At 52.0% G+C, this 12,751-nt stretch carries 13 protein-coding genes; 2 read left to right on the plus strand and 11 right to left on the minus strand.

Annotated elements, in window-relative coordinates; all coding sequences use genetic code 11:
• Positions 1 to 275 precede the first annotated feature (275 nt).
• On the minus strand, positions 276 to 1,022 hold the full coding sequence (gene cutC, locus HEN33_RS14360; RefSeq protein WP_032303225.1) for a copper homeostasis protein CutC: 747 nt from the start codon (positions 1,020 to 1,022) through the stop codon (positions 276 to 278).
• 13 nt (positions 1,023 to 1,035) lie between these two features.
• Positions 1,036 to 1,602 carry a VOC family protein gene (locus HEN33_RS14365; protein WP_176262901.1) on the minus strand — a complete coding sequence of 189 codons (567 nt, stop codon included), beginning with the start codon at positions 1,600 to 1,602 and terminating at the stop codon, positions 1,036 to 1,038.
• A 215-nt stretch (positions 1,603 to 1,817) separates the two neighbouring features.
• On the opposite strand from HEN33_RS14365, the gene argS reads away from it, so the two are divergent.
• On the plus strand, positions 1,818 to 3,551 hold the full coding sequence (argS, locus tag HEN33_RS14370) for an arginine--tRNA ligase (RefSeq protein ID WP_176262902.1): 1,734 nt from the start codon (positions 1,818 to 1,820) through the stop codon (positions 3,549 to 3,551).
• A gap of 41 nt (positions 3,552 to 3,592) precedes the next feature.
• Here argS and yecV read toward each other — a convergent pair whose 3' ends face one another.
• Complete coding sequence (yecV, locus tag HEN33_RS26370; protein WP_211180499.1) at positions 3,593 to 3,637, minus strand: protein YecV; 45 nt, start codon at positions 3,635 to 3,637, stop codon at positions 3,593 to 3,595.
• A 90-nt stretch (positions 3,638 to 3,727) separates the two neighbouring features.
• Between yecV and HEN33_RS14375 the strand changes: the two genes are divergently transcribed.
• Positions 3,728 to 4,216: a lysozyme inhibitor LprI family protein gene (locus HEN33_RS14375; protein ID WP_001307852.1), complete on the plus strand. Its 489-nt coding sequence runs from the start codon at positions 3,728 to 3,730 to the stop codon at positions 4,214 to 4,216.
• A 120-nt stretch (positions 4,217 to 4,336) separates the two neighbouring features.
• Here the strand turns inward: HEN33_RS14375 and flhE are convergent, their stop codons facing one another.
• From flhE to tap, 8 genes are all read right to left on the minus strand, one after another.
• On the minus strand, positions 4,337 to 4,729 hold the full coding sequence (gene flhE / locus HEN33_RS14380; RefSeq protein ID WP_001202066.1) for a flagellar protein FlhE: 393 nt from the start codon (positions 4,727 to 4,729) through the stop codon (positions 4,337 to 4,339).
• Positions 4,729 to 6,807 carry a flagellar biosynthesis protein FlhA gene (gene flhA, locus HEN33_RS14385; protein ID WP_000066967.1) on the minus strand — a complete coding sequence of 693 codons (2,079 nt, stop codon included), beginning with the start codon at positions 6,805 to 6,807 and terminating at the stop codon, positions 4,729 to 4,731. Before flhA ends, flhE begins: the two co-directional genes overlap by 1 nt.
• Entirely contained in the window at positions 6,800 to 7,948 is a 1,149-nt protein-coding gene (gene flhB, locus HEN33_RS14390; protein WP_176262903.1) for a flagellar biosynthesis protein FlhB, read from the minus strand. Before flhB ends, flhA begins: the two co-directional genes overlap by 8 nt.
• A gap of 187 nt (positions 7,949 to 8,135) precedes the next feature.
• Positions 8,136 to 8,780 (minus strand): protein phosphatase CheZ, encoded by a 645-nt coding sequence (gene cheZ / locus HEN33_RS14395; RefSeq protein WP_176262904.1) that lies wholly within the window; start codon positions 8,778 to 8,780, stop codon positions 8,136 to 8,138.
• Between the two features lie 10 nt (positions 8,781 to 8,790).
• Positions 8,791 to 9,180 carry a chemotaxis response regulator CheY gene (cheY, locus tag HEN33_RS14400; protein WP_000763867.1) on the minus strand — a complete coding sequence of 130 codons (390 nt, stop codon included), beginning with the start codon at positions 9,178 to 9,180 and terminating at the stop codon, positions 8,791 to 8,793.
• Between the two features lie 14 nt (positions 9,181 to 9,194).
• Positions 9,195 to 10,244 (minus strand): protein-glutamate methylesterase/protein glutamine deamidase, encoded by a 1,050-nt coding sequence (gene cheB / locus HEN33_RS14405; protein WP_000036371.1) that lies wholly within the window; start codon positions 10,242 to 10,244, stop codon positions 9,195 to 9,197.
• A 2-nt stretch (positions 10,245 to 10,246) separates the two neighbouring features.
• Positions 10,247 to 11,107 carry a protein-glutamate O-methyltransferase CheR gene (cheR, locus tag HEN33_RS14410; RefSeq protein ID WP_176262905.1) on the minus strand — a complete coding sequence of 287 codons (861 nt, stop codon included), beginning with the start codon at positions 11,105 to 11,107 and terminating at the stop codon, positions 10,247 to 10,249.
• Positions 11,108 to 11,125: 18 nt separating this feature from the next.
• Positions 11,126 to 12,727 carry a methyl-accepting chemotaxis protein IV gene (gene tap, locus HEN33_RS14415; protein ID WP_176262906.1) on the minus strand — a complete coding sequence of 534 codons (1,602 nt, stop codon included), beginning with the start codon at positions 12,725 to 12,727 and terminating at the stop codon, positions 11,126 to 11,128.
• Positions 12,728 to 12,751 lie beyond the last annotated feature (24 nt).

Here is a 12,751-nt window from a genome sequence, read left to right on the forward strand (position 1 = left end):
ATATGATTTATTACAATGTAATCATTAATTGCTAAGGAATAACCCAGTTGTTATTTAGAATATATATTTGTCAGTTTTAGTAATTTAAATTACATAATTAATATGAATATATAAAAATTTTTAGCACAACGCTATGCGCACTGTCACGCGCTCAACTGATCACAGAAATCGTTCGTTTTTTATACTTCTCGGGGATAAAAAAAGGCCCCTGTTGAAATTGCAGGGGCCTGGTACGAGCAAGCATCATATTGGGCGACATGATGCAACGGTAAAAATCATTTGGCCTGACGGCGTTCAATGATTCCTTTCATTTCAGCAACCGCCGCCCCGTCTACGACATAACGCGAATACTCGTCCGCGTGTGCATCTGATGACATGGACAATCCTTGATTACGATAACGCATTGGTGAGGCTTGCCACGCTCCCGCGGAGCTATGGACTTCCAGCACTCCGGCATCGAGGAAGTGGTGCAGGTTTTCTGCACGGACCCCTGCTCCGGCCATAATGATTGGAGCATCACCATGGGCAATAAGTTCCATAATTTTTGATAAACCTTGCAGTGCGTCTGATTTTTGCCCTGATGTCAGTACCCGAGCAACGCCCAATTCCGCAAGATTATTGAGTGTATTTAAAGGGTTAGCGCACATATCGAAGGCGCGATGAAAAGTCACTGCCAGCGGACCGGCAGCAGCCATTATTTCTTCCATTCGTGGCATATCGACATTACCGTCAACATCGAGAACGCCCGTCACCAGTCCAGGAAAACCTAATTCGCGGACTGTGCGCACATCCTCAAGAATGGCGGCAAACTCACCGTCGCTGTAGCAAAAATCACCACCGCGTGGGCGAATAATTGGATGCACAGGGATCGTCACCCGCTGGCGCACGGATTTCAATACCCCCAACGACGGCGTTAAGCCCCCCTCTTTTGGGGCTGCGCATAATTCAACTCTGTCTGCGCCGTTTTGCTGCGCCGTTAGCGCGCATTCCATGCTGTAACAGCAAATTTCCAGTAATGCCATTTTTGCTCCTTAATTACGCCGACTGCTCGCTGGCAACGATCTCTTCAATGGACCACGGATGAAATTTAATGGTCGTTTTGCCATCGGTGACCGCCAGCGTCGGGTTCGGTAATCGCTCATGCTCACCTTTTGGCGAACTGGTTTTAACTGAGATCCCCGGCAGGCTGAGTCCTTCATCAGAAAGCAATGCCAACGCACGGGAATTCAGCGTTTCTGGATCGCCCGGCAGAACGATTTCAATATGTTCCCAACCTTCGTGCGGGTAACGTTTTTCCCCGGGCCACGGTAGCTCGACAATGGAAAACTGCCAGTGCGCAACCTGTACCGGTTCATGCAATTTAAACAGACAAATCGGCCTGCCATTGATCATATTTTCTGACAAAAGCTCGCCGCACTGTTCAAACCCGCGACGCCAGCGTTCAGCGGTGACGTTTTGATGGCAACGCAAAGAAATGTGATCGGCAGTCAGTGGAGTGATATCCAACCCCAGACGGCGGGAAAGTTCATCTAATGCGTGGGTAAATCGCGGTAAATCCGATGCAATATCCTGCAGCTCGTCGATAGATTGCCAGTTCGCCATAATCACTCTTCGTCTTTCAGTAAAAGCGTTAATTTACCCTGTTGCCCTGCGCCAACCAACCGCTGATTTCACGCCGCTTCTGATGCAATAGTGAAAACGGCAATACACCACGCGCACGTTGCTGACGAAAACAGCCATTTGCAGTATACTCCCGCCCTAATTTCTTTAACTGGTGCGGGCAATTTTTGCTCGCTTCATCAATGTAAGGTATTCCGGTGAATATTCAGGCTCTTCTCTCAGAAAAAGTCCGTCAGGCCATGATTGCGGCAGGCGCGCCTGCGGATTGCGAACCGCAGGTTCGTCAGTCAGCAAAAGTTCAGTTCGGCAACTATCAGGCTAACGGCATGATGGCAGTTGCTAAAAAACTGGGTATGGCACCGCGACAATTAGCAGAGCAGGTGCTGACTCATCTGGATCTTAACGGTATCGCCAGCAAGGTTGAGATCGCCGGACCAGGCTTTATCAACATTTTCCTTGATCCGGCATTCCTGGCTGAACATGTTCAGCAGGCGCTGGCGTCCGATCGTCTCGGTGTTGCTACGCCAGAAAAACAGACCATTGTGGTTGACTACTCTGCGCCAAACGTGGCGAAAGAGATGCACGTCGGTCACCTGCGCTCTACCATTATTGGCGACGCAGCAGTGCGTACTCTGGAGTTCCTCGGTCACAAAGTGATTCGCGCAAACCACGTCGGCGACTGGGGCACTCAGTTCGGTATGCTGATTGCATGGCTGGAAAAGCAGCAGCAGGAAAATGCCGGTGAAATGGAGCTGGCTGATCTTGAAGGTTTCTACCGCGATGCGAAAAAGCATTACGATGAAGATGAAGCGTTCGCTGAGCGTGCACGTAACTACGTGGTAAAACTGCAAAGCGGTGACGAATACTTCCGTGAGATGTGGCGCAAACTGGTCGACATCACCATGACGCAGAACCAGATCACCTACGATCGTCTGAACGTGACGCTGACCCGTGATGACGTGATGGGCGAAAGCCTGTACAACCCGATGCTGCCGGGTATCGTGGCTGATCTCAAAGCCAAAGGTCTGGCTGTAGAAAGCGAAGGCGCAACCGTCGTATTCCTTGATGAGTTCAAAAACAAGGAAGGCGAACCGATGGGCGTGATCATTCAGAAGAAAGATGGTGGCTATCTCTACACCACCACTGATATCGCCTGTGCGAAATATCGTTATGAAACATTGCATGCCGATCGCGTGCTGTATTACATCGACTCCCGCCAGCATCAACACCTGATGCAGGCGTGGGCTATCGTCCGTAAAGCAGGCTATGTACCGGAATCCGTACCGCTGGAACACCATATGTTCGGCATGATGCTGGGCAAAGACGGCAAACCGTTCAAAACGCGTGCTGGCGGTACGGTGAAACTGGCCGATCTGCTGGATGAAGCCCTGGAACGCGCACGCCGTCTGGTGGCAGAGAAGAACCCGGATATGCCAGCCGATGAGCTGGAAAAACTGGCTAATGCGGTTGGTATTGGTGCGGTGAAATACGCAGATCTCTCCAAAAACCGCACCACGGACTACATCTTCGACTGGGACAACATGCTGGCGTTTGAGGGTAATACCGCGCCATACATGCAGTATGCATACACGCGTGTATTGTCCGTGTTCCGTAAAGCAGAAATTGACGAAGAGCAACTGGCTGCAGCTCCGGTAATCATCCGTGAAGATCGTGAAGCGCAACTGGCAGCTCGCCTGCTGCAGTTTGAAGAAACCCTCACTGTGGTTGCCCGTGAAGGCACGCCGCACGTGATGTGTGCTTACCTGTACGATCTGGCCGGTCTGTTCTCTGGCTTCTACGAGCACTGCCCGATCCTCAGCGCAGAAAACGAAGAAGTGCGTAACAGTCGTCTGAAACTGGCACAACTGACGGCGAAGACGCTGAAGCTGGGCCTGGATACGCTGGGTATTGAGACAGTAGAGCGTATGTAATCGATTTTTCGTGAGAGTGAAGCCTGATCAGGGTTACCTGATCAGGCTTTTTTATTGCCATCTAAATGTATTCTGAAAATGGACATGCCACTGTTTTCTCACTGTTGGATAAGAGGCCAGAAGCGTAATATCCGGCCCCAGGGAAACGATAACGGTTGAATTTAAGGAATACCGCAGTGTTTAAATTTCTTGTATTAACATTAGGCATTATCTCTTGCCAGGCTTACGCAGAAGATACGGTTATAGTCAATGACCATGACATTTCAGCCATCAAAGATTGTTGGCAAAAAAATTCAGATGATGATACTGACATTAACGTGATCAAATCATGCCTGCGACAAGAATACAATCTCGTCGATGCGCAATTAAATAAAGCTTATGGTGAAGCTTATCGTTATATAGAACAAGTACCACGCACAGGTGCCAAAAAACCTGATACCGAACAACTTAACTTGCTTAAAAAATCACAACGAGCCTGGCTGGATTTTAGGGACAAAGAATGTGAATTAATCCTTTCAAATGAAGACGTTCAGGATTTAAGTGACCCTTATTCTGAATCAGAATGGCTCTCATGTATGATCATACAGACCAATACGCGAACTCGCCAGTTGCAGTTATACCGTAACTCTGAAGATTTTTATCCAAGCCCTTTGACAAGAGGATAATTCACATATTTTTGGCATGTTTTGTTGCAAGCTATTCCTGATAAATAATTGCAACAAAACATCGAGCCTTTTTCACTGAGTTATTAAACATGCCGCGAGCGCGTAATTTTTATTTGTCCTTCAGCGATAATTCACAATCACTTCATTACGTTGTACTTTTAGCGGCGGAATTAACCGCCCGCCGCCAGGCACTTCCCAGATAAATCGCAACGGTTCTGCCGCCGGTATACCGGAAAAGGCCACGGTGGTTCCGCTCTGCCCCTCTAATTCGACACAACGAGATTGTGAACACAAGCGAACCCGCAGCCCTACGGGAGTTGGGCCGATAAGCTGATAACGCCACGCAACCAGCGTCATCAATCCTGATGCAGGTTGTCGCGAAGAAAGAGGCGCTGACGACATCGATTCACCACGGTGATTCAACGTAACGCCCACACTGCTCGCCTGCCACATCCCCTCCCCGGCGGCTTGCGCCAGCAGCGGAAACAATAATATTGCTAATAAGGCTCTCATTATTTGCCGCCAATCGTCGCCGTCATACGGATATGTCGGTTATCTGATAGTTCCAGATTCGACAGCACCACTAACTGCGGCAGGCTGCGACGCAGGAAGCGAGACAATAATGGTCGCAGCGCGTGGTTCACCAATAATACTGGCGGCGCACCCAGCATCTCCTGACGGGATAGCGCTTCCTGAGTTTGTGCCAGTAAACGATCCGCCAGCCCAGGCTCCAGTCCGCCCCCACCCTGCAAGGCCTGTAGTAACAAACGTTCCAGCGGTGTATCGAGGCCAATAACATGGACTTCATCTTTGCCAGGAAACCACTGCTGGGTTATAGCCCGTCCTAACGCCACGCGCACGACGGCGGTTAATTCATGTGGATCGCTTTGGATGGGCGCATGTTCCGCCAGCGTTTCGAGAATAGTGCGCATATCGCGAATCGGGACTTTTTCATCGAGCAGATTTTGCAGCACTTTATGCAGTGTGGTGAGCGTGACGACGCCAGGAACGAGATCTTCCGTCAGCTTTGGCATCTCCTGAGCGACACGATCCAGCAGCTGTTGCGCCTCCTGACGACCAAACAGCTCTGCGGCATGCTGGCTTATGAGGTGGTTAAGATGCGTAGCCACCACCGTGCTGGCCTCAACCACGGTATACCCTTGAATCTGCGCCTGTTCTTTTAGCGCACTTTCAATCCAGATAGCATTCAGACCAAATGCCGGATCGACGGTCGCCTCTCCAGGTAACGTTCCAGCTGCGGTACCTGGGTTTATTGCCAACCAGCGCCCCGGATATGCATCACCACTGCCTATCTCCACGCCTTTCATCAAAATACGGTAGCGGGCAGGTTGCAGATCCATATTGTCGCGAATGTGTACTACCGGCGGCAGAAAGCCCATTTCCTGAGCAAATTTCTTGCGAATACTGCGAATACGACCCAGTAGTTCACCATCCTGCTGAAAATCGACCATCGGGATCAGTCGATAACCCACTTCCATTCCCAGAGAATCTTCCAGTTGAACATCGTTCCACGTTGCTTCGACAACGGCATTATTCTCTGCCATTTTTACCGGTTTTGGTTCGGCAGGCGCTTTTTGTTCGCGTCCGCGGATCCACCAGGCCAGCCCCAGCAATCCGGCAGTGAACAGCAAAAATACCAGGTTCGGCATTCCAGGCACCAGGCCGAGTAAACCGAGCACGGCGGCGCTTAACAACATAACGCTCGGGTTACTGAAAAGCTGATTCACCATCTGTTCGCCAACATCCTGATCGGTGCTGACACGCGTAACGATGACCCCCGCGGCGGTAGAAATCACCAGCGCCGGGATTTGTGCTACCAGACCGTCACCAATGGTCAATAGCGTATAACTTTCCGCCGCATGTCCCATGCTCATGCCATGTTGCAGCACACCGACCAGCAATCCGCCGACAACGTTAATGACCATGATGAGGATCCCGGCGATGGCATCGCCGCGAACAAACTTACTTGCCCCGTCCATTGAGCCGTAAAAATCGGCTTCCTGAGTGACTTCACTGCGGCGTTTTTTCGCCTCATCTTCACCAATCAGTCCGGCGTTAAGGTCGGCATCAATCGCCATCTGCTTTCCTGGCATACCATCGAGAACAAAGCGCGCGCCTACTTCTGCGATACGCCCGGCACCTTTGGTAATAACCATAAAGTTGATGATCACGAGAATGACGAACACCACGATACCAATAGCGAAATTGCCACCAACGAGGAAGTGACCGAACGCTTCGACCACCTTTCCTGCCGCCGCCGCGCCAGTATGCCCTTCCATCAAAATGATACGGGTTGAAGCCACGTTAAGTGCCAGACGTAACAGGGTGGTAAACAACAGAATGGTCGGAAACGCAGCAAACTCGAGCGTGCGCTGGGTAAACATCGCGACCAGCAACACCATGATCGACAAGGCAATATTGAAGGTGAACAGCAGGTCGAGTATGAATGCGGGCAGGGGCAGCACCATCATCGACAAGATCAACAGGATCAAAATCGGTCCGGCAAGGATCTGCCATTGTGTCGATTTCAGGTTTGCGGGCAGGCGCAGCATCGCGGCCAGATTACTCATGGGTCGGTTTCTCGTTAATAAAATCCAGGGCTTCCGGCACCGGAAGATGAGTAGGTTGTACAGGGCGCTGTCCGCCAGCCAGACGCCAGCGTTTCAGTTGCCAGACCCAGGCCAGCACCTCCGCCACCGCGGCGTACAGTTGGCCTGGGATTTGTTGACCGATCTCCGCATGTCGATACAGCGCTCGCGCCAGCGGCGGCGCTTCAAGCGTCGGGACGTTATTTTCAGCGCCAATTTCACGAATGCGCAGTGCGACCAGCCCTGCACCTTTAGCGACCACTTTCGGTGCGCTCATTTTGTTTTCGTCATACTGCAACGCTACCGAATAGTGGGTCGGGTTATTGACAATGACATCCGCTTTCGGCACATCGTTCATCATCCGACGCCGTGCGGCAGCTCGCTGCATCTGACGGATCCGCCCCTTAAGATGAGGGTCGCCTTCGCTTTGTTTAAACTCATCACGAATATCCTGCCGCGACATACGCAGTTTTTTCAGGTGGCTAAAGATTTGGAAAAAAACGTCAAATCCCACCATCGGAATAACACCAAGCACCACCAGCAGTGCGCATAGCCCAACCAGATCCATCGCATTACCCATGGCAGTAATCGGAGACTCAGCCATTAAGCGCATCATCTGCGGCCAGTGATGCCAGAGATAAAACCCCGTCACGCTGCCAACCAGGATGGTTTTCAAAATCGCTTTAAGCAACTCCGCGCCAGTCTGTGCCGAGAACATCCGTTTAATTCCCGGTAGTGGGTTGAGTTTGGAAAACTTTGGCTGCAAGGATTTGCCGCTAAATACCAGCCCCCCCAGCATGACCGGAGAAATGAGCGCCACCAGCACCACGCCGCTAATCAGCGGCAGCAGCCCCAACATGGCTTCTCTGATCAGCAGAATAATCTGCCCGAGGATCAGATTCGGGTCATTGATAATATTGTGATCAAAATGCAGCCCAGCGGAGAGCATGCCCGACAATCGACGGGCCAGCGACACACCGCCAAACCAGATAACACAGACGCCCACCAACAAAATCAGCAGTGAGGTCAGTTCACGGGAACGCGGGATCTGCCCCTCCTCCCGCGCTTTTTCAAGTCGGTGGGGTGTGGGGGCTTCTGTTTTGTCGTCGCTCTCGTCAGACACGTCGCCAATCCTGGAAAGAGTATTAAGCGTGAATGATGCCAGAGCGCAAAGCGTTCAATGGTCTGAGTAAGGGGCAAAACAGGCGGGATTTAGGGCTTTTGCTGCACACATCAAGCATGGTGTGCGTTTGTCGGATGCGGCGTCATCGCCTGATATGACGCGGTTACGCCACATCAGGCAATACAAATCAAAATCCAAGACTATCCAACAAATCGTCCACCTGATCCTGACTGGCTACCACACCGGCTTTGCTGGTATCAACCTGAGGTCCATTAAGCAAACTCTGGTTTTCACGTTTTGGACGCGACTCCTGTTCCGGGATGTTTTCCAACAGCACCATCAGCAATTGACGTTCGATCTCCTGAATGACATCCATCATCCGCTTAATGACCTGTCCGGTGAGGTCCTGAAAATCCTGCGCCATCATGATTTCCAGTAGTTGCGCGTTAGTAAAGCTGGTATGCGCGGGGACATCTGCCAGAAATTGCCGCGTATCTGTCACCAGTTCACGGGCATCGGCAAGGTCAATCGGATCGGCAAACCAGTCATCCCAACGTTGGGTTAATGCTTTTGCTGATTTCTCCATTTGATCCTGATGTGGTTGTGACGCTTCAACACTGTTCAGCGCCCGCTCTGCAGCCTGGGCAGTCATCTGCACAACATAGTACAAACGATCGCGGGCATCGGGGATGGCTTCCGTCGCTTCGGCAATTGCCTGATCCAGCCCCAGCTCGCGCAAACTGTCGCGCAACATACGCGTCAGGCTGCCGATGCGCGCAATGATATCGCCAGCTGAATGCTCGTCAGCAGGTTTGATTGATGGTTGCATCATAGTCACATCCTCACATGCCCAGTTTCTCAAAGATTTTGTTGAGTTTTTCCTCCAGCGTCGCGGCGGTAAATGGCTTCACCACATAGCCACTGGCCCCCGCTTGCGCCGCAGCAATGATGTTCTCTTTCTTCGCTTCTGCAGTCACCATTAACACCGGCAATGCCGACATCGCGCCATCCGCACGAATCGTTTTCAGCAATTCCAGGCCATCCATGTTGGGCATGTTCCAGTCGGAGATAACAAATCCATAACCGCCTGCCTGCAACTTATTGAGGGCGTCGACGCCATCTTCCGCTTCCTCAACATTATTGAATCCCAGCTCTTTCAGCAGGTTACGCACAATGCGTCGCATGGTGGAAAAGTCATCCACAACCAAAAATTTAAGTTCTTTATCCGCCATTTCACACTCCTGATTTAAATACGTATCGCCTGTCCGGCACTGATTTTCGCCAGCATTTGCTGGCTTACCTGGCTAAGATCGACCACTTCGCAAACACCACCCATATTGATGGCCTCGCGCGGCATGCCGAACACCACGCAACTTGCTTCGTTTTGTGCAAGGGTCCATGCCCCCGCCTGCCGCATCGCTAACATTCCCGCCGCGCCGTCGTTGCCCATACCGGTCAGGATCACCCCAACCGCATTACGCCCCGCCTGTTTGGCAACAGAATGGAACAACACATCTACCGAAGGCCGATGACGGTTAACCGCCGGGCCATCGTGGATTTTGATTTGATAATTCGCGCCGCTACGCGCCAGTTCCATATGCCGATCTCCCGGTGCGATATAAGCATGCCCCGGCAGAACGCGTTCTCCGTCTTCGGCTTCTTTAACACCGATTTGGCACAACTTATTAAGTCTGTCGGCAAAAGAGCGGGTGAAACCGGGCGGCATATGCTGGGTAATTAACAGTGCCGGACTGGAAAGCGGTAACGGTTGCAGGACGTGACGAATTGCCTCAGTTCCCCCCGTTGAAGCACCAATCGCAATCAGTTTTTCAGAACTCAACAACGGCCCCGCTTTCAGCGTTGTCGGTGCCGACAATGGTTTATGTGCCGCAAGGCTCGCCTTTGCTGCCGTGCGTACCTTTTCAGCAATCATTTCGCTATACGCCAGCATTCCTTCGCGAATACCCAACTGCGGTTTGGTGACAAAATCTATCGCCCCCAGCTCCAGCGCGCGCAGCGTAACTTCTGACCCTTTGCCGGTCAGGGAAGAAACCATCACAACGGGCATTGGACGCAAACGCATTAATTTTTCGAGAAAATCCAGTCCGTCCATCCGCGGCATTTCAACATCCAGCGTCAATACATCGGGATTGAATTTCTTAATCAAATCACGCGCAACCAGCGGATCAGGGGCGGTCGCCACCATTTCCATGTCGCTATGGCTGTTGATGATTTCGGTCATGATCTGGCGCATTAGTGCCGAATCATCGACAGATAACACCCTGATTTTGCTCATCGTTAATCCTTACTTAGCGCATACACCGTCTGACCACGCAGCGTGAAGCGGCGCTCAAGGTGGCTAAAGTTTTCAGAGTGACCCGCAAACAGCAATCCGTCGGGTTTAAGGAGCTGAACAAAGCGGCGCAAAATCTCCTGCTGGGTAGTTTGATCGAAGTAGATCATGACGTTACGACAGAAGATCGCATCAAACGGCCCCGGCACGGTGTATTGTTTCGCCAGTAAATTCAGCGGGGCAAAATCAACATAGTTCGCCAGCTCCTGACGCACGCGTACCAGCCCTTCATGCGGTCCCGTCCCTCGCATGAAGTACCGCTGCAGTTGCTGCGGCGTCAGATTTTTCAGCTCTTCATGGCGATAAATACCGCTTCTGGCTTTTTCCAGCACCTCGGTGTCGATATCGCTGGCAAACACTTTCCAGCGTCCAGGCGCGGTGCCCAATGTGTCAGCCAGCGTCATCGCAATGCTGTACGGCTCTTCGCCGGTCGAAGCCGCCGCGCTCCATACGCGATACTCGCCAGAACGACTCCGGGCGTGATCCGCGAGCAGAGGAAAATGATGCGCCTCACGGAAAAAAGCCGTCAGATTCGTGGTCAGCGAATTGATAAACGCCTGCCACTCACCGCTGTGCTGATTAGATTCCAGCAAGTTCAAGTAATGGCCGAAATCCGTCAGTCCCAGCGAACGCAAGCGACGAACTAATCGGTTGTAGACCATATCGCGTTTATGGTCGGCCAGGACGATCCCGGCTCGTTGATAGATCAATTGACTTATCCGCCGAAAATGCGCGTCGGAAAGCGCCAGGCGCTCGGTCATCTGTAACAATAAAGACGTTTGCCCACAGGGCAGAGATGAAGTCATAGCGCCTTCTCAATCACTTCAGGATACCACTGGCGCAATCTGTAACTGCGCCGACTCATGTCGTGCTACTTCATGTTCTTCAAGGGTAAATGCCGCCACGCGCGACGAAAGATTGTCAGCCTGGTTCGCCAGTTGTTCCGTTGCCGCCGCCGCTTCTTCTACCAGGGAGGCGTTCTGCTGTGTCACCTGATCCATCTGGCTAACAGCCTGTGCAACTTGTTCAATCCCACGCCGTTGTTCTTCCGACGCCGAGGCAATTTCTCCCATAATGTCGTTCACGCGGGTTACTGAACTGACAATATCGGTCATGGTCGCGGCGGCGTTATTCACCAGTTTCGAACCCTGCTGGACACGATTGACAGACTCTTCGATCAGCCCTTTGATCTCTTTTGCCGCCTGGGCGCTACGGCTGGCAAGATTGCGCACTTCACCTGCCACTACCGCAAAACCACGCCCCTGCTCTCCGGCGCGAGCCGCTTCCACTGCCGCATTCAGGGCCAGAATATTGGTCTGGAAAGCAATGCCGTCGATAACGCTGATAATGTCGCCAATTTTTTGCGAGCTGGTGGCGATTTCCTGCATGGTGTGAGTCATGGTACTGACCTGGACCCCCCCCGCCTGCGCCGTTGTCGCGGCTTTTTTTGCCAGTTCCGAAGCCTGTCGCGCGTTATCGGCGTTTTGCCCTACCGTGGCGGTTAATTGCTCCATACTGGCGGCCGTTTGTGACAACGATGCCGCCTGCTGTTCGGTACGACTTGAGAGATCGTTATTGCCTGCGACAATCTCCGCGATACCAATGTGCATCTCCTGGCTTCCCTTACGCACATCACTCACCGTCCCACGTAAAGCCTGCTGCATGGTCTTCAGGCTGGCAAAAATGGCGGTGATCTCATTGCGACCATATACCGCAATCGGACGCGCCAGATTACCCGCAGCAATGCTGTCAAAATGGCTACCGATGATGGCCAGTGGTTGAACAATCATCTTGCGCGTCCACCACAGCGCACTGCTGATGTAGAGCGCTGCAACAATAATCATGCTGATAAACACCAGCGCCGAAATCTGATATTTACGCTGGCTTTGCGCACTGGCGGCTTCCAGCACATGGTTGATCTCCTGCTGCCAGGCCTCAAAGTTAACGTCAAACGCATTCTGTGATTCCTGCACCGGCGCAGTGAGGAAATCCGAAAGTTGATTACTTTCAAGCCAGGTCGCCTGATGTTCGAGATCGTTGTGCCAACGGGCAAAACTTTTCTCCGTCTCTTTTTGCAACGCCCTCACGTGCTCGTTGCCCGCAGTCATCGCCATAAAACTTTTAAATAACGTAGAGGATTGCGTCAGACTGGCGCGCGCCGTCGTCATCAACGTTTTAATGTCATCTGCCGGATAGCTAAGCGCCGTCAGAGTGCCCGCTTTGTTCAGCGCGGTACTGGCCTGTAACATTACCGCCCGAGTTTGCGCTAATGCCGCACGTTGCTGATTGCTCTGCTCGACCTGATTCAATCGTTGCAAATCATCGCGAAATGCCCAAAAAGACATGCCGTTACTGCCAATCTGCAAGATCCCGCAGAGAATCAAAATTAAAAACAGCGTGGTCGAAATTCGAATACGATTAAACATCAACGCTCCCCATCAGGCGGCAAT

The organism is Escherichia sp. 94.0001 (assembly GCF_013369155.2).
In the GTDB taxonomy this organism is placed as follows: domain Bacteria; phylum Pseudomonadota; class Gammaproteobacteria; order Enterobacterales; family Enterobacteriaceae; genus Escherichia; species Escherichia coli_F.

Excerpts from the sequence above, each read along its gene's own strand:
- tap (WP_176262906.1), bottom strand. The coding sequence starts at position 12,727 with ATGTTTAATCGTATTCGAATTTCGACCACGCTGTTTTTAATTTTGATT.
- flhE (WP_001202066.1), bottom strand. The coding sequence starts at position 4,729 with ATGAGAGCCTTATTAGCAATATTATTGTTTCCGCTGCTGGCGCAAGCC.
- cheZ (WP_176262904.1), bottom strand. The coding sequence starts at position 8,780 with ATGATGCAACCATCAATCAAACCTGCTGACGAGCATTCAGCTGGCGAT.
- flhA (WP_000066967.1), bottom strand. The coding sequence starts at position 6,807 with ATGAGTAATCTGGCCGCGATGCTGCGCCTGCCCGCAAACCTGAAATCG.
- cheB (WP_000036371.1), bottom strand. The coding sequence starts at position 10,244 with ATGAGCAAAATCAGGGTGTTATCTGTCGATGATTCGGCACTAATGCGC.
- cheY (WP_000763867.1), bottom strand. The coding sequence starts at position 9,180 with ATGGCGGATAAAGAACTTAAATTTTTGGTTGTGGATGACTTTTCCACC.
- cutC (WP_032303225.1), bottom strand. The coding sequence starts at position 1,022 with ATGGCATTACTGGAAATTTGCTGTTACAGCATGGAATGCGCGCTAACG.
- cheR (WP_176262905.1), bottom strand. The coding sequence starts at position 11,107 with ATGACTTCATCTCTGCCCTGTGGGCAAACGTCTTTATTGTTACAGATG.
- HEN33_RS14365 (WP_176262901.1), bottom strand. The coding sequence starts at position 1,602 with ATGGCGAACTGGCAATCTATCGACGAGCTGCAGGATATTGCATCGGAT.